The following is a 17515-nucleotide window of genomic DNA, read 5'->3' as shown; positions in this document are numbered from 1 at the left end:
ACCTCCGCTACTTCAACCTGTTGTTACACGCGACCGACTTCGTTGACGGCTTTGCTTAAGCTTTGATCATAAAATTGGATAACCTTCTGGTTAGCTTCATAAGCACGAAGCGCCGACATAAGGTCAATAGCTGCTTGCGCGGTATCAACATTAGAACGTTCTATGTAGCCCTGTCTCACTTCCACGCGTTCATTCGGAGCGATAGCGACAGCTTCGCCGCCCTCTCCCGAGAATCGGAAGCTTCCGTTTCCTTCGCGCACAAGCATATTCGGATTATCAACACGGCTAATTAGCAATTGAACGCCGATATCTTGCCCATTGGCATCAACGAAGCGCTGATTATCAGTCAATACAAGTCTGTCTAGACCTACACCGGCAGGCATCTGAATGGGCTGACCGTTCGTTCCAAGCACGCTCGAGCCGTCACTTCCCATAAGAAAGCCATCCTCGGTCAGCGTAAACTTCCCGCCCCGCGTATAACGAACCTCGCCATTTTGATCCTGTAGTGTAAAAAAGGCTTGAGGCTGAAAAGTAATCTCTCCGTCCGGGCTTATATTTTTACCGGAAGCGTCAAAGGACAACCCGTCTACTTCAATGTTGGAGATCAAAGCAAAGTCAGACGAGTTGTTCGTCTGTGTGAGATCGCCCTGCAAATGAATAGACAAGCTTTCTTCCGCAAATACACCATTAGTCAGTTTACCGATCTTGGTGAAATTCTCCGGACCAGCGCCTGTCAATGACAGCATCATCTCCGGAAACGAACGAGTTACAGCGTTTGTCTGCTTATAACCAGGCGTATTAATATTCGAAATATTGTTCGTCACCGTATCATGTCTGCGCTGCTGAGAAATCATGCCTGACGCCGCGGTGTACAATCCTCTTAACATCCGTTGTTACCCCCTTAGTGCTTCCAATCGATCCTAGCTATATATGTTATCGGTTGAAAGCAAGGCTGCCTGAATAGCTTGTCCATGCGACCTATGACTCATTTACGCCTCGGCTACGCCCCCCTAAGGCTCCCTACCCGCGCAAATCATCTATTATATAGGCCGCATACGGTCTTTACTTCTTCCCGAGCTTGTCCAAGTTATCTAGAAGGATTCCCGTTCCCTTAACGACGCAGTGCATCGGATCTTCCGCAATAAGCACAGGCACTTTAAGCTCTTCTGCTAAAAGCGAATCTAGTCCGCCAAGCAAAGCGCCTCCACCTGTCAAAATAACACCACGGTCAATAATGTCCGCTGACAGCTCAGGCGGCGTGCGTTCCAGCACAGCCTTAGCAGCCGATACGATGGACATTACGGAATCCCATAGCGCCTCACGAACTTCTCCTGAACGAATCGTTAATGTGAGAGGAAGGCCTGAAACCATGTCGCGACCACGAATATCAATCTCTTCCTGTTTTCCGCCCTCTAGCACAGTACCAATTTTAATTTTAATATCCTCGCTTGTTCTTTCACCGATTAGAAGCTTGTATTTGTTCTTGATAAACTTCATAATCGCATCGTCAAACTTGTCCCCTGCGACTTTAATGGAGGAGGCAGTGACAACGTCGCCCATAGAAAGAACGGCTACATCTGTCGTGCCTCCGCCAATGTCAACGACCATATTGCCGCTAGGCTGGAAGATATCCATTCCAGCCCCTATCGCAGCGGCTTTTGGTTCATCCTCAAGAAATACTTCTTTTGCTCCGCTGCGTTCTGCAGCTTCACGAATAGCCTTCTGCTCCACAGAAGTAATGTTGGTTGGAGCACAGATAAGAATACGGGGACGGCTAAACCATTTCCGTCCCTCCACGCGATCAATAAATGCTTTAAGCATAATTTCCGTAATTTCAAAATCCGCAATAACACCATCACGCAGCGGACGAATCGCAATAATATTGCCCGGCGTTCTGCCTACCATGCGATGCGCTTCCTCGCCTACTGCCAGCACGCGTTTCGAATCACTCTCAATGGCAACTACAGAAGGCTCATCGAGAACAACGCCTCTTCCTTTTACATGTATGGATACATTAGCAGTACCAAGATCAATCCCAATATCCTTGCTCAACATAAGGCTTAAGTCCCCCAACGAATAATAATTACAAAACGTACATTTGGTTCCCTTGACACAGAAACCGCTAACGTTTATTATTCGCCAAAAAAGACAAAATTCCTCTATAATTCGTGAAAAAACTTCAATGCTTTCCTGCTGCGAGCACTTCACGCTTTTTTGTACTCGTTTTTTTATATTTAATTTTGGTCGCTTCTCCTCCCCTCAGATGCCTAATCGATTTGTGGTACTCGAGAATGTGCTTTACCTGATCGGCCAAATCGGGGTTTATTTCAGGAAGCCGCTCAGTTAAATCCTTGTGCACAGTGCTTTTAGACACGCCAAACTCCTTGGCGATCGTCCGCACCGTATGCTTCGTTTCCACGATGCAGCGGCCTATTTTAATGGTTCGCTCCTTAATGTAATCGTGCACGTTCCCGCCTCCCTACTCGAGATAGTTTGGTACATTATATGAGTAGGCACCGTATATATTCGTTGTGGCCAAGCTTGACAGGCAGGAATGTGAATAAATTTTCATAAAAACGTAAAACAGGCAGGGAATTGCTCCCCGCCTGTACGACTAAAGTCCTATTTTCACTAACCTGACGTTATGGTTTAACTTGTATTACTCTTGGACTAACGAGCTTGGGTTTATCGCCTTGCCATTGCTTCTTGTTTCATAATGAAGGTGGATGCCCAAATCGCGTTCCAAATCATTGCGACCGGCTTTTGCGATTATTGTTCCTTGCGTAACATCATCGCCTTCTTTAACTGTTACATCCGCTAAGCTTTGGTAAACAGTCACTAGACCGCCCTCATGTGTGATTTCGACGGAGTTGCCGTTAGTTGGATGCTGCTCCACATAAGTAACCTTGCCTGATAATGCTGCAAGCACATCAAATGTTTTTCCATTTGGGTCAACAAAGTCGATACCCATATGAGGAGAGAACTTGTCACCCGTTTGGATCAATGCAGCTTCGCGTTCTGCGTCACTTGCTTTTGCATCGTAGAATGGAAGCTCTTCTTTAAGCACTGTTTTGTCAGCTAGCGGCCAATGGATTGATTCGTTGGCAGCAATAACTTCTTGCACTTCTTCATCCTTGCCTTGCGTTCCTGACGCTTCCCCTTGTGTAACTTCAGAAGGCTCGGTTTTTCCTGTTGTCGCTGTCGGTTTTGTATCCGCCCCCTGATAGATCCACATTAAGGTTACGATAATTGCTGCCGCGGCCATGAAGATTGCTGGAGATACCCATCGCTTTGCAAAAAGGTTCTTCCATCCACTGCTAGATTTGGCGGCAGACGTTCCTCCCAGAACAGTTTTGGGAGTTTCTTCTGGTCTTTGCTTCGGTTTACTTTGATTTTGATCATTCATTTTCTATCACCTCACTAGCCATTGTTACCAGATCTGCTAGGTTTATACGTGAGGTGAATACGAAATATTGAAAGAGTTCAAATTACGAGCGAGCTCTCAGCTCTTCCGATAGCTTCGAAGCTTGTTCCACTTGAACGCTAGAATAATAATGAGCCAGAATAGCTTCGGCTTTTGCCCCTGATTGCGCCATTCCATTGGCTCCCCACTGGCTCATGCCGACGCCATGCCCATAACCAAAAGTCGTTATGGATATCGATTTATCTTTTATATTCCAAATAAATTGAGAGGAAGCAAGTCCTAGCAGCTCTCTCACTTCTCGGCCTGTGAACGTTTTGTCTCCGATAATCATCTTGCTGATTCGATTTCCTTCTGTCTTCTCTATTACACGAATGGAAGGTTTGGCAGAGTTCTTCTTCGCTACTCCTAGCTTACTGTAAAACTCGTTAAGTGACAGCTTGACCGTTTCTTTATATTTCGGCGACAGCTCTTTGTCCCATGGGCTTGCCACGCTGCGCAAATATGGAATTTCTTGCGTCCAATAGTCCTCCGAGTTTTCGGTGAATCCATTGCTGGTAGAGAAGAAAGCGGCATCTATCGGTTCGCCTTTATAAGTGATAACCTTGCCCTTCGTCTGAATGATCACTTCATTGAGCTTGCTCATATTGTTTTTCTGCTCATTCTTTGGCCATTTGGCTGCGAGCTCTGCAACGGAAATATACACTTGATGATCGGTCGTGTCCGTCACATCCGCTCCTTTTACCGGAACTCCGCTGTCATTGCCAAGAAAAATTCTACGAATCATATACGTACGTGCTGCAATGGCTTGCGCCTTTAACGCCTCAAGCTCGAATCCGATTGGCATTTCCGCAGCTACTACACCGCGAACATACGCTTCAAGCGGAACTCGCTCTATCCGCTTTTCCTTCGTCAAATAAACACGAATAACGAGACGATCAATCGCATCCAGCGTTTCTCCATGCTTCCCATCACCAGCCGTTGGCCGTTTTAAAAGATCATTTTCAGAAGATGGAATGAGCGCATCCACATCATCCAATATGCCCGTTTTCGGCATCGTTTGATTACCCGCTTTAATAGATGCGTTGTCTGTTAAAGGCCTAGCAGCCTTCGCATCGTGAAGCTCGTCAACTGAAAGCCTTACTAGAATGACAGATGCGCCAAGCATCGCTCCGATTGCAAACAAGGCCATCGGTCTGCTTGTCCGTATACGATCGATCATCGAAACTATTGAAAACGTCCCTCTTCTTCGCCTCATGAGCTCTCCTTCCATCTTGGCCGGAAAAAGGAAGCAGGAAGCAGCCACTGCCGCCCCCTCTCTCTTAATACGGGTCCTGATGGTTCATTCTATGAGCACAAATAATAGGGTAGAACCTTAAAGTCTAATCATGGCGAAGCGCGTCAACCGGCCGCAGACCAGCCGCTTTATTTGCAGGCAAATAGCCAAATATAACGCCTACGAGGGCAGAAAAGACAAAAGCTAGCCATACAGTATCTAAAGGTACTTCCGTTTCCGTCTTCATAATCATTCCAATAGTAAAAGAGGCGATATATCCAAGTCCAATTCCTAGTGCGCCTCCCAAACCGCTGATGCACACAGCCTCTACTAGAAATTGAAACATAATATCCCGCTTTTTTGCTCCCAATGATTTTCGAATGCCAATCTCTCGCGTTCGCTCTGTTACAGACACTAGCATAATATTCATGATGCCGATTCCACCTACGATAAGAGAAATGATCGCTACATAAATGAGTTGCCTGTTCATCGTTTCATTAACGGAATTTAATGTTTTCATCGCTTCCTCTTGATTAAACACCCTGTAGGCATTCTCATTGCCTCGGAATTTCTCATAGAGAACAGCTTCTACGGCAGTAACCGTCGCAGCCATACGATCTATATCCGAGACAATTAAGTTAATAGTAGAAACGCCGCTTGTTTGAAATATTTTCTGAGCTGTCGTTATCGGAATTAATATTTTCTCGTCATTTGAGCCGCTGAGTGAGCTTCCTTGCGATTCCAGCAATCCAACAATCGTGAAATTATAACCGTTTATAGTTATCTTTTTCCCTACTGCCGCCGCAGGGTCCACTCTCTCATCCTCAAATAAATCCTTCGCGGTCTCCACACCAATAAGCGCAACCTTGGTGTTGTTTGTTATATCTGGAGAGGCGATATATCTGCCATCCTGTACGGGAAAGCTTTTCACTTCCTCATAAGCGGCGGTTATTCCTTCTACGGTAACGGATACCTGCGTCTTGCCGTATTTCGCATATCCTGTTGTGCTCGTCACAGGCGCAACACCCGCAATATTCATAACATCACCAAGCTCATTCGCTTCATCGACTGACAGCGTCGTAACTGTTCCACGTCCAAGAATATTAACGGAAAGCGAGTTAGGGCTGCCAAGGGAAGATACCTGATTAGCCACTTCATTGGAGGAAGCCTTTCCCATAGCAACAAGCGCAATGACCGTTGCAACACCAATCAATATACCGAGCATCGATAATATTGTTCTAAGCTTGTTGGATAAGACGCTCTTGACTGCCATCCTGAGACCTTGCGTAAGCTTCATCGCTGTCCCTCCTCTCTTGCTTCCGCTCCGTCAACACCCCATCCCGAATAATGACCGTACGGCTTGCTCGTTTGGCTACTTCCATATCATGTGTAATCAAAACGATAGTCTGACCTGCACGATGCAGTTCATCCATCATATTGAGCACTTCCATGCCTGTCTTAGAATCAAGCGCGCCTGTTGGTTCATCGGCAAGCAGTATAGGCGGATTAGTCGCCAGAGCGCGCGCAATGCCAACACGCTGCTGCTGCCCGCCCGACAGCTCGTTTTGGCGATGGTTCATTCGATCACCGAGCCCTACTCTATCCAGCGCTTCCATCGCGCGCATACGTCTCTCCTTGCCCGGCAGCCCCCGATAAATAAGCGGAAGCTCGCAGTTCTCAAGTGCTGTGAGCTTCGGAAGCAAATGATACCCTTGAAAAATAAATCCAATTTTTTTATTTCGTATTTCTGTCAGTTTATTATCGCTTTGTCCAGTCACCTCAAGCCCCTCAAGCTTGTAGCTTCCTTCGCTCGGCAAATCAAGACAGCCAATAATATTCATAAGCGTCGATTTTCCAGAGCCGGATGGACCCACGATCGCTAGAAAATCACCACGTGCAACCGTAAGAGAGACCTCATGGAGCACTGTCATTTTTTCACGCGCCATCGTATAAAACTTCGTGATCTTGTTCATTTCTATTAATGGTGCATTCAGCGTTGAACTCATCGTGGACCACCTGTTCCAGTCCGCATTCCTCCGCCCATGCCTCCTGGGAAGACCATTACGTCGCCAGCAAAGCCGCCCTGCCGCATTGTCATCTCCGCAGAGCTGCTGCCCATGCCAGCCGTTCCTTGGGCAATCGGAACAAGCACACTGTCCCCTTCTTTTAGCCCTGAGACAATTTCCACAAAATTTTCATTGCTGAGTCCTGTGGTCACCTCAACCAGCTGGCCGCCAAGCGCATCCGGCATGCGGCCGCCACGACCGCCAGCTGCAAATCCGCCACCAGCGGCTGCACGACCTGCTCCCGATTGTCCTGCTGAAGCCGAACCATCAGCTGCAATGGATTGACCTGTGCCTGCTCTTGCACCATTACCTTGCGCACCCTGAGCACCTTGCCTCACAGCTCCTGTTCCCGTTCCCCCCGTCGGAGCTTTCTGTGCTCCGCTTGTTGTAGTGCCTTGTCCCGTCGCCGTTCCTTGTTTCCCGTCTGCAGATCCACCAGGAGCACCTGCCCCTTCTTGCTGCTGCCCAGCCTGTCCAGCGCCTGCCGATGTACCCGCTCCGCCATTTTCGGACGGAATACGAACGAAAGATCTTGTGCCCATTTCGACGACGGCATTTACCGGAACAAGAATGATGTTTTCCTTAGACGCAATCGTAATGGCTGCTTCACCAGACATCCCCGCCTTCACGCCTTCGATGTTTTTTAGCAATAAATTCACTTCAAATGAAGATGAACCGTTATTGGAAGTACCCTCCATCGCAATATCCGATACGGTTGCATTGATCTTCTTGTCAGTCAGCGCGCTTAAGGACAAATCTGCCGATTGATTAACCTTTAAAGCAGATATATCAAGCTCATCCACAGATGTAACAAATTCCAGCTTCGTATAATCTACAATTGTAGCTATTGCCGTATTGGCATTCACCTCATCGCCTACCTCAATAGACAATTCGGTAACTTCGCCATCTATGGAGGCTGTCACTACTTTTTCCTCTTTTGCTTGTGCTTCATAGATATCTTGTAGTTGATCTTGGTAGTCTGCGATCTCATCGTTTGCATTCTCAATATTCTTTTGAAGCGATGCCTTCGTGGCCTCTTCGTTTTCAGTGCCCGTTGCTTCCTTATAGCTTTGTTGGTATTCAGTAATCGTTTCTTGTAGTTTTGTGATGCTTTTATTGATCGATTTAATTTTGTCATCATTGTCGTCCGCAGACTCAAAGGTAACAAGAATTTGTCCCGCTTTAATCTTATCTCCTTTTTTGACATTCACAGTAGCTATGGTGCCGCTCTTGCCAGCAGTCACTGATTCCCTCGAATTAGCTGCTACCGAACCTGTCCCGCTAATTTGTTTTACGATTGACCCTTTTGTCGCCTGCACCGTCAGAGACGTAGGCATTACACCTGCTGCTTCCTTATCCTTAGCAAAATAAAAATAATAGGCACCTGCTCCAGCCGCGGCTAAAATAATTAAAATGCCGAGCCCTATCGTCCACTTCTTCATCTGCTTTAATCCACCTTCCATTGGTCTTAGTGAGATCGACTATAGCATTCAAAAATGAACGGAAGATGAACAAGCTTGACGACAAAATGCCCCCATCTAGTGTTCATTTGGGAGCAGGCGTATGATGTAAAAGATTACGTAAGGCGGCAAAAGTTCAGTAATAATAGGGTTCCTACTGAATAACGATATAAATGGGCTAAAAAAAGAGCGGAAATCCCCCTCCGCCCTCATTCTTTATATTCTGGTGAATTGGTGGTATGTTTTGCGGTCAATGAAGTTACTCATGACAGCCTTAATTTCATCCTCCGTCAATCCAACGGGCTCGCCATCTTCATCCGTTCCAGTGAAAATAGCATTTCCAATAACGGATACTTTAGGCTCGTATTCATCTTGGTTTCTGATTCGCGATTTCTCGGTCAGATGGAAATTGAATGCTGACCCATCGGACTGCAAATCCATGTTAAACCATAAAACAACGTCATTCCATATCGTGATAGATTCTACGTTGCCTTCAGCTATTTCATCTAATGCGTCATAGATGTTTCCCTTTATCTCTATTTCTTTTACTTCTAATTCTTTTTCGATTTCTGCAACAATGACTTTCATCGTAGCCAATTGACAACACACCCTTCGTTCTGCCAAAACCATTATTTTAATTCATTCTATGACAAGTGCTTACCCAATTACAAACTTTCACTTGCATGCACATTTATCAACGTTTGCGAGTACTTATAGCCATTCAGTCGTCCATTCAAAAAAAGAGTATGTTTCATTCTCCCGAATTGGCGAGAAAAAACATACTCTCTAAATAGATACAGCGTTGATTACAAAGGAGGAAGCTCCTGCAAAACAGGCAGCGACGAAATCGCGCCTGCTCTTGTTGTCGTAAGAGCAGCGGCGGCGTTCGCAAACGAAACCAAACGTTTGGCCGTATCAGCATTCATTTCGCTTAACGCCTCTTCACTTCGCTGGATCTGGTACAGCAGCGCTCCAATAAAAGCATCGCCAGCTCCAGTCGTATCCACAACGGCTACTTTCTGGCCAGGAGTAGATACTTCGTAGGAAGACGTATACCACACCGCACCATCCGCTCCCTTTGTGTATACAACAGCTTGAACGTCTCCGACAAACAAAGAAGCAATAGCCTCTTTATCGTCTTCAATTCCCGTCACAAAAGCAAGCTCATCCGAGCTTATTTTGACAAGATGGCTCAAAGGAATGAATTGCAGTATCGTTTGTCTGCACTGCTCATGATCTGCCCATAGCGGCAGGCGCACGTTAGGATCAAAGCTGATGAGTCCTCCTGCTGCTTTCATCCCCGCAATCGCTTTGAGATGCGCATATTTCACAGGAGCTTCAATAAGATCTACTGAGCAATAGTGCAAAATATCTCCCTTAGCGAACCACTCTTCGTTAACCTCATCCGCTGAAAGCAGCATATCGGCACTTGGATTTCGGTAGAAAGAAAAATCGCGGTCCCCGTCGGCTTTTAAGCTTACAAACGCAAGAGCAGTATTTGCTTCATTCGTTTGGAGCACATGCTGGGTATCAACACCTGACGCTTTCATCGTTTCCAAGAGAAAGTCACCGAAAGCATCTTTACCCAGCTTACCTATGAAGGCACTGCTGCCGCCTAGCTTCGCAACCGCACAAGCAACATTAGCTGGAGCGCCGCCTGCTTCCTTCGTGAAACCAACGACATCTTTGAGCTCAATGCCGCGAGTATCCGGAATAAAATCAATTAATGCTTCACCAATCGTATATAGTTTAGACAGATTAAGCCCCCCCTAGCTGATGTCCCATTTTTTAAAGGATACCATAGTACAAGCACCTTCTGCGTAAGCGAATATGCCGAGAGATACAGCACCTGGGTAAATACGGCCTGTCATCACCTTCTCGCCGCCTTGAATGAACACCTCGACGGAGGATTTATCGACGAAGATGCGCAAAGCCAGCAAACCATCCTTCAGTTCAACACTAGTCCTGCGCTCACCGCCAAGACCGATCCCTGACTTATCGCGATTAAAACGGAATTTGCCTTCTGCTTGCTGATAAGACAATACGGTTTCTTCCTCGCCGTGCACCCTCAGCTTCAAACCAAATTCCTTGGCTTGATCTGCCTGGAATACGACCTCCAGCTCATAACAATCGCCGCTAACTCCCATATCTTTAACAATATCTGATAAGTTAATATCGCTTGCCTCATAAGCATTTTTCCGGTAATTTTTCATTTCCTCAAGCGGCTTGAACAATAACGACTCACCCTGCAAAATAACTTCACGCGGCAAAGTCATAGCGCCGGCCCAGTAATGCCCAAGCTGCGTCGGAATTTCTTGTTCCCATGTCTCCATCCAGCCGATGATAATGCGTCTGCCTCTTTCATCAACGGTTGTCTGCGGAGCATAAAAATCAAAGCCGCAGTCAACCGGCTCATACCGATCATACTGAAAGCTGCTTTGCTTAATATCCAAGTGTCCAATCATATAGGTAGTGGAATGCAGATTACGATAGTCATCTCCTTGCGCTGGCATACGCTGCGGCGACATTACCAGCACATCACGCCCTCCGAGCTCAAACAGATCAGGACACTCCCAGTTGTCGCCAAGCTTCCCATCACTGCGCGCGATTTCCCCACTAAAACTCCAACTCACAAGGTCCGTTGAACGATATAGCAAAATCAGTCCGCTGCCCCGTCCATCATTTGACCCTAAAACGGCATAATAAACACCGTCGCGCTCGAATACCTTCGGATCTCGGAAATCCTTCTGGCTGAATCCTGACGGTATTTGGTCTGAACCAATGACAGGATTTCTAGCCAGTTTCTCAAAATGGATGCCATCGTCGGAAACAGCGATATTTTGATTTTGACTATAATCAAGCTCCCTATTAGGCCCCGTTATCAAATGTCCCGTATACATCAAATACAACTTGCCATCCCGCTCAACAGCACTGCCAGAGAAGCAGCCGTCACGGTCATAGTCCTGATCGGGCGCAAGTGCAACCGGGAGGTACTTCCACTTGATGAGATCATGGCTAACCGCATGTCCCCAGTGCATAGGCCCCCATACGGGCTGATATGGATAATGCTGATAGAACATATGGTATTCACCGTTATAATAAACAAAACCATTCGGATCATTCATCCACCCAAACTCGCTCATTAAATGATAAGCAAGGCGGTATTCCTCTTTCAACAAATACTTGCGTTCTGCAATAAATGTGTCGGCATTTTCTCTTGTATACAAAATAAAGCATCCAACCCTTACTTATTATTTAATTGAGCCTTGCATGACCCCTTGGATAATATATTTCTGCGCAAACAAGTAGACAACAAGCACAGGCAATATGGTCAGCATAAGCCCTGCCATTAATGGTCCATAATCAACCGAATACGTACCGAAGAAATAGAAAGTAGACAACGGCAGTGTCCGCTCATCCGGCGAAATCAACACGAGGGAAGGCAATAAAAAGTCATTCCAAATCCATAATACATTCAAAATGGCAATCGTAACCGTCGTCGGAGCAAGCACCGGAAATACGATACGGAAGAAAGTTTGCGTCCGCGTGCAGCCATCGATAAGCGCCGCTTCTTCCAGCTCGGCTGGTATGCTTTTTACAAACCCATGATAAATAAAGACGGCCAGCGGACTGCCAAATCCGACATACATATAAATAAGGGCCCATTTGCTATTAAGAAGACCAATGGTTCCGTATATTTTGACGAGAGGGATCATAATGGCTTGGAAAGGTATGATCATAGCCGCAACCATAAGGAAAAACATATATTGGTTCGTTTTTGTTTGGTTTCGCACAAAATAATGAGCCGTCATTGCCGCTAAAATAGAGATAAGCACAACGCTAAGCACAGTTATGACTACAGAGTTCATAAATGCCGATATGAAGTTCATTTTTTCAAATGCATTTGTGTAGTTCGTGAAGCTTAGGCTATCCGGCAAGGAAAGCGGACTTGATGTGATTGTCTTGTTTTCCTTAAATGAGTTGATGAGCAGCATAAAGAAAGGAACGACGAACAGAACTAAAATAACGAAGAGGGCGATGAACTTTGTCCATGCGAGCCATTGGTTCTTTTTCTCCATCACGCCTCAACCTCCAGCTTCTTGCTAAAATAAACCTGTGCTATGGTAATCGTCGCCACCAGCAGGAACAGAACAAATGCTTCTGCTTGGCCTACGCCATAATCCCGCGATAGAAATGCCTTCTCGTAAACATGCATCGATACCATTTCCGTACTTTTGAACGGTCCGCCTTTTGTGAGTGAAACGTTCAGGTCATAAACCATAAAGCATCTTTGCAGTGATAGGAAAACACAGACGATAAACGATGGAACCATCAGCGGCAAAATCATTTTGCGCATTTTCGTCCATAGGCTCGCACCATCAATACTTGCTGCCTCCAAAATATCCTTAGGCACATTCATAAGCCCAGCTACATAAATAACCATCATATAACCGGCATATTGCCATACCGTGACGATAATCATCGACCAGAAGGCTTTGTCCGGGTCAGCCAGCCATGAGGAGCTGAATAACGGAATACCCCATTCTTTGCCTAGATACACGAGTACATTTGAGAAAATAAATTGCCATACAAAGCCGAGTACAATGCCGCCTACCAAGTTGGGAATAAAGAAGCCAGCTCTAAAAATACTTTGCCCCTTCAATCCTCTCGTTAATACGTAAGCTAGCAAAAACGCAACTACGTTAATAAGAGCAACAGAAATAAAAACATATTTTAACGTAAGCAAAAATGATTTCCAAAAAACAGCATCCTTGAATACCGCTACGTAATTCTCAAATCCAACCAAACTGCTTGTCGTCGATATGCCATCCCAATTCGTAAAGGTCAAATAAATCCCATACAAGAATGGAATAATCATTACAGCAAGAAAAGCAAACAAAGTCGGTCCGGTAAACAGCAGCCGCAATCGTAATCGATTCCACAGCCCTTTTTCCGTTATCATCATGATCCCTCACATTCAAGCATGGTTTTGTAAGTCAAAATACGATAAAGAGTAAACAGCTTACCCCGTCGGTTGGCGGGGTAAGCCTTCTATAAGCTATTAAGAATTACTTAACCGTCTTCCAATACTCTTGAATGTCTTTCGTCAACTCCGCACGATCCGAAGCACCTGCTAAATATTTCTGCATCGATGCGCCAAGCTTAGCCCAGTGGTCAGCTGGCAGCGTGCTGATGGAATCCTCTGTTTTGCCGTTTGCGATATGTTCAGATATGGACTTTGCAAGCGGATCTTTGGCTTCAAGTGTAATGTTCTTGAACGCTGGAATAATATTCGCTTTGTTTACGAGGAAGTCTTGACCCTTCTCACTGTATACCATCCACTCCAAAAACGTTTTTGCAGCAGCCTGCTGCTCCGCCGTATTTTTTTCCTTGTCGATGACCAAACGCTTCGAAACCGCAGAAGACACTTGTGTATTGCCAAAATCATCTGGATTGTTGCTTATAGGGACAGGTAGAAAGCCGTATTGTCCGCTTGCCGTATCAAAGCTGCTAATTTGCGGCCAAGCCCAGTTCCCTTGGAACCAGATACCTACCTCGCCTTTACCCAGCACCTCTGGACCGCGCTCATAGGTACCAGACAATGGGGAAGCTTTGTCGATATTGTATTTCGTCATGACGTCGAACGTATCCATTAGTCCATTGAAAACCGTATTGCTAGCTAAATCGATTGTTCCAGCCTTCAAATCGTCTATAAACTTTGCAACTGCAGCCGTATCCGCTGATTGACCCGCGTAAGCCAGCGGCAAATAATGTGCTCCCAGCGACCAATCCATTGGAGAGATAATAAGCGGCGCTTTTCCCGAAGCTTCGATTTTCTTGAACAGCTCTTCAAGTGCGCTTGTTGTGTTGATCGTTGCTGGATCAAATGTTCCGCCTACCGCTTGATCTACAACCGCTTTGTTATAAATAAAACCATAACCTTCAACTGCAAGCGGGAAAGCGTAGTTTTTACCATCAAATGTCGTTAGCGCCGTGCTGCGGTCAACGGCATCCGCCATCCACTTCTCACCGCTAAGATCAAGAACACGATCCTTGAATTTCTCAACATCTCCTGTATCGAGCATCGTAATGGTAGCCGGGTTTCCTGATGCATAAAGCGCAGACGCTTTCTCAAAAGGCGACTGTCCTGCAGGTACCGGTATAATTTCAAGCGTAATGTTAGGATTATCCTCTTTAAATACTTTCGCAGCCTCTTCGAGCTGGGCTTGAATCTCGCCCTTCGAGTTAAGCAACGATATCTTTACTTCAGAACCTCCATTAGACGATCCCGCGTTATTCGAATTGCCACATGCCGTTACAACCATAACTACCATTAGCGATAATGCTATCGCTTGCATCCATTTCAATGATTTCATTTGATTGCCCCCAATTTTTTGAGATTGAAAAAGATTGAAAGACGATTTACCGATCGTGTAAACCGCTTACAAAACGTATTATATAATTGTGAATAAGAGTATGTCAATCGTTTGACATGTTAAACGTTTGACATACATTTAAAAAAAATAAAAAACCCATGCTGCGCTTGGGTTTTTCACGTTTTTTAATCTATGTAGAAGCTCGTTTAATCAGTTCAACCGGTAAAATATTTTCGAATTCGAAAGCTTCCTCGTTCATCTGCTTCATAATCAAATCAATTGCCATTTTCCCAATTTCTGCAATCGGCTGTTTCACCGTTGTCAGCTCCGGTGTGAGCCATCTGGCTGCGCTAATATCGTCGTAACCGATAATTTTCACATCCTCCGGGATTCGTTTGCCGGCGATCACACACTCCTTAACTGCAAAAGCAGCAATAATATCACTCGTTGCGAAAATGCCATCCAGATCGGGATGATCCTGAAACAGCTGATGTATAATTTGCTCGTACTGGAGTTGATCAAACACATTCATATCAGTCTGAATGATCACATGCTCGATCCCCTTCTCCTTCATCACGGCTTGAAACGCTTCTGTACGCTGATTTGCGAGCAAATGCAGCTCCAAATTACCGCATATATGCGCAATTTTTTTGCAGCCTTCACCAACCAGCAATTGTGCCGCAAGGCTCCCGCCTGCATAATTATCGGAAGAGATATACGGAATTTCACTGCTGATCTGACGATCAATCGTGACAATTGGCGAGTTCAAATGTTTGTACTCATCGACCTGAAGCGTATGGCTGCCCATAATAATGCCATCCACACGATTGCGCTTCAGCATTTCGATATAATCCTTTTCTTTCTGAGGGTCAAGCTGGGAATTGCAAAGCAGCATTTTGAAGCCGAGCTCATAAGCATAGTTTTCTATGTGATTCGCGAGCTCGCTAAAAAAAGGATGAGCTACACTAGGTATAATAAGACCAATAACGTTAGATTGTTTTCTTAGTAATGAGCGGGCAATCTCGTTAGGCTGGTAATTCAATTGCTCCATCGTTTGATAAACCTTCATTCTCGTTGCTTCACTAATATAACCCCGATTGTTTAAAACGCGGGAAACCGTCGTCACGGATACGTTCGCTATTTTTGCCACATCGTGTATCGTTGCCATGGCCGCCCCTTTGCTTATTCCAGTAGTAGTAACCATTATAGCTAAATGGTTAGCCTTATTATACTTAATAAATATTTCAAAAGTATAGATTGTCCAAACAAAAAGAAGCTGTTTCAGATAAGCCCTTTGCGACTTATTTGAAACAGCTTCTTTATCTTGTTCTTAACGGAAAATTAAGCCCACGTCGGCTGAACTTTGAGAACCGCAACCTCTTTCTCACGCTTAAAGGAAGCAGCTGTATCCACATCAGAAGACGATGAAGAGATCGCCACTACAGCAGCCGAATCACGCACTGCCGATGTAACTTGGACCGAAACGGATGGCTTGCTTGCCGCCGTGTCTTCCTCGCTAATCAACTCAATACGATGAATATCAGCCCCAAGAGCTGCAAGCTTGCCTGTAATGTTGACATAACCACGATCCACATGATGCAGACCTGTTACCTCAGTCTCGCCTTCCGCCCGCAAAGCCGCACAAATAAGTGCTGCTCCTGCTCTTAAATCGGTAGCGCATACCTTTGCACCCGTTAACGGCATACCGCCATTAACGATAGCTGTACGTCCATCAACTTTAATTTGAGCGTTCATCTTCTGGAATTCCTCGACATGCATAAAACGATTTTCGAAAACCGTTTCCGTCACAACGCTTGTTCCCTCAGATACGAGGAGAAGAGCCATCATTTGGGATTGCATATCTGTTGGGAAACCTGGATGCGGCAATGTTTTCACATCAACCGATTTCAATTGCTTGCTCGATTGTACACGAATTCCGTTATCGCTCTCCGTAATTTCTACGCCCATTTCCTGCAGCTTAGAGATTACCGGCGTCAAATGATCAGAAATTGCACCTTCAACGAAAACGTCACCGCCTGTAATAGCGGCCGCAATCATGTACGTGCCTGCTTCAACACGGTCAGGAATTACATTATGGGCTGCGCCATACATCCGGTCCACGCCTTCAATACGAATAACTCCTGTACCAGCGCCACGAACTTTGCCGCCCATAGCATTGATATAGTTGGCCAAATCCACGATTTCCGGTTCTTTGGCTGCATTCTCAAGAATCGTTGTGCCATCTGCTAAAGCAGCTGCCATCATAATATTTTCCGTTGCGCCTACGCTGGCTACGTCTAGGTAAATTTTCGCACCCTTAAGACGCGTCTTTGTGCTGGCTTCGATAAAGCCCTGCCCAAGCGTAATTTCAGCGCCCATCGCTTCAAAGCCCTTCAAATGCTGATCAATCGGACGAGTGCCGATCGCACAGCCGCCAGGCAATGAAATTCTTACCTTGCCTATCCGACCAAGAAGAGGACCCATAACTAAGAAGGATGCCCGCATTTTTCGAATAAGCTCATAAGGAGCTTCATAAGTCGTAATGGTCTGCGCTGTAATACGCATCGTTTCATTATTATAGGATAATTGTGCGCCTAAAGAGGCAAGCACCTTCTGAATCGTCATAACGTCGTCGAGGAGGGGTACGTCATAGATGACGCTGTCTCCTTCTGTCGCCAATAATGAGGCCGCTAAAATGGGGAGTACTGCATTTTTTGCTCCGCTAACACGGACCGTTCCCTTTAAACGCTGGCCTCCGCGGACGATAATTTTGGTCATCTTTTGGTTCCCTCCGCGAACTGCATTTTCTATTTCCTATTTGTGAAAAAAAAGGTTTATCTCACTTTACCCAACCTTCATCTTATCACTCAATTACACCAATCGACAAGCGTTATATTATTACCATTTTTTACATG

16 protein-coding genes are annotated in these 17515 nt (G+C 45.7%); all 16 read right to left on the bottom strand.

What is annotated here, in order from left to right; all coding sequences use genetic code 11:
• Positions 1-23: 23 nt before the first annotated feature.
• Positions 24-887 carry a flagellar hook-basal body protein gene (locus tag ACIFSR_RS09405; RefSeq protein ID WP_430056909.1) on the bottom strand — a complete coding sequence of 288 codons (864 nt, stop codon included), beginning with the start codon at positions 885-887 and terminating at the stop codon, positions 24-26.
• 175 nt (positions 888-1062) lie between these two features.
• A complete protein-coding gene (gene mreB, locus ACIFSR_RS09400; RefSeq protein ID WP_076266222.1) occupies positions 1063-2055 on the bottom strand; it encodes a rod shape-determining protein MreB in 993 nt (330 codons plus the stop codon).
• 124 nt (positions 2056-2179) lie between these two features.
• On the bottom strand, positions 2180-2467 hold the full coding sequence (gene spoIIID, locus ACIFSR_RS09395; RefSeq protein WP_054025430.1) for a sporulation transcriptional regulator SpoIIID: 288 nt from the start codon (positions 2465-2467) through the stop codon (positions 2180-2182).
• Between the two features lie 192 nt (positions 2468-2659).
• Positions 2660-3406 carry a M23 family metallopeptidase gene (locus tag ACIFSR_RS09390; RefSeq protein ID WP_076266223.1) on the bottom strand — a complete coding sequence of 249 codons (747 nt, stop codon included), beginning with the start codon at positions 3404-3406 and terminating at the stop codon, positions 2660-2662.
• Between the two features lie 82 nt (positions 3407-3488).
• On the bottom strand, positions 3489-4679 hold the full coding sequence (gene spoIID / locus ACIFSR_RS09385) for a stage II sporulation protein D (protein ID WP_430056905.1): 1191 nt from the start codon (positions 4677-4679) through the stop codon (positions 3489-3491).
• 124 nt (positions 4680-4803) lie between these two features.
• Positions 4804-5994 carry an ABC transporter permease gene (locus ACIFSR_RS09380; RefSeq protein ID WP_430056902.1) on the bottom strand — a complete coding sequence of 397 codons (1191 nt, stop codon included), beginning with the start codon at positions 5992-5994 and terminating at the stop codon, positions 4804-4806.
• Positions 5936-6703, bottom strand: a complete 768-nt coding sequence (locus ACIFSR_RS09375; protein ID WP_430056900.1) for an ABC transporter ATP-binding protein — start codon at positions 6701-6703, stop codon at positions 5936-5938. The genes ACIFSR_RS09380 and ACIFSR_RS09375 overlap by 59 nt, the downstream gene beginning before the upstream one ends.
• Positions 6700-8205: an efflux RND transporter periplasmic adaptor subunit gene (locus ACIFSR_RS09370; protein WP_430056897.1), complete on the bottom strand. Its 1506-nt coding sequence runs from the start codon at positions 8203-8205 to the stop codon at positions 6700-6702. Before ACIFSR_RS09370 ends, ACIFSR_RS09375 begins: the two co-directional genes overlap by 4 nt.
• Before the next feature lie 234 nt (positions 8206-8439).
• The gene (locus ACIFSR_RS09365) at positions 8440-8811 is read right to left on the bottom strand and encodes a DUF3846 domain-containing protein (RefSeq protein WP_430057095.1); all 372 of its coding nucleotides are present in this window, start codon (positions 8809-8811) and stop codon (positions 8440-8442) included.
• Between the two features lie 218 nt (positions 8812-9029).
• Positions 9030-9980, bottom strand: a complete 951-nt coding sequence (locus ACIFSR_RS09360; RefSeq protein WP_430057094.1) for a carbohydrate kinase family protein — start codon at positions 9978-9980, stop codon at positions 9030-9032.
• A 12-nt stretch (positions 9981-9992) separates the two neighbouring features.
• Positions 9993-11450 (bottom strand): glycoside hydrolase family 32 protein, encoded by a 1458-nt coding sequence (locus ACIFSR_RS09355; RefSeq protein WP_430056894.1) that lies wholly within the window; start codon positions 11448-11450, stop codon positions 9993-9995.
• A 24-nt stretch (positions 11451-11474) separates the two neighbouring features.
• A complete protein-coding gene (locus ACIFSR_RS09350; protein ID WP_430057091.1) occupies positions 11475-12302 on the bottom strand; it encodes a carbohydrate ABC transporter permease in 828 nt (275 codons plus the stop codon).
• Positions 12302-13186 (bottom strand): carbohydrate ABC transporter permease, encoded by an 885-nt coding sequence (locus ACIFSR_RS09345; RefSeq protein ID WP_076266231.1) that lies wholly within the window; start codon positions 13184-13186, stop codon positions 12302-12304. Before ACIFSR_RS09345 ends, ACIFSR_RS09350 begins: the two co-directional genes overlap by 1 nt.
• Before the next feature lie 106 nt (positions 13187-13292).
• Positions 13293-14600, bottom strand: coding sequence for an ABC transporter substrate-binding protein (locus ACIFSR_RS09340; protein WP_430056891.1), 1308 nt, complete (start codon positions 14598-14600; stop codon positions 13293-13295).
• 190 nt (positions 14601-14790) lie between these two features.
• Positions 14791-15768, bottom strand: coding sequence for a LacI family DNA-binding transcriptional regulator (locus tag ACIFSR_RS09335; protein ID WP_430056889.1), 978 nt, complete (start codon positions 15766-15768; stop codon positions 14791-14793).
• A gap of 173 nt (positions 15769-15941) precedes the next feature.
• Entirely contained in the window at positions 15942-17378 is a 1437-nt protein-coding gene (murA, locus tag ACIFSR_RS09330; protein ID WP_430056886.1) for a UDP-N-acetylglucosamine 1-carboxyvinyltransferase, read from the bottom strand.
• Positions 17379-17515 lie beyond the last annotated feature (137 nt).

This window comes from Paenibacillus sp. NRS-1760 (genome assembly GCF_050467785.1).
GTDB lineage: Bacteria > Bacillota > Bacilli > Paenibacillales > Paenibacillaceae > Pristimantibacillus.
This window is presented reverse-complemented; position numbering and strand designations above follow the sequence as displayed.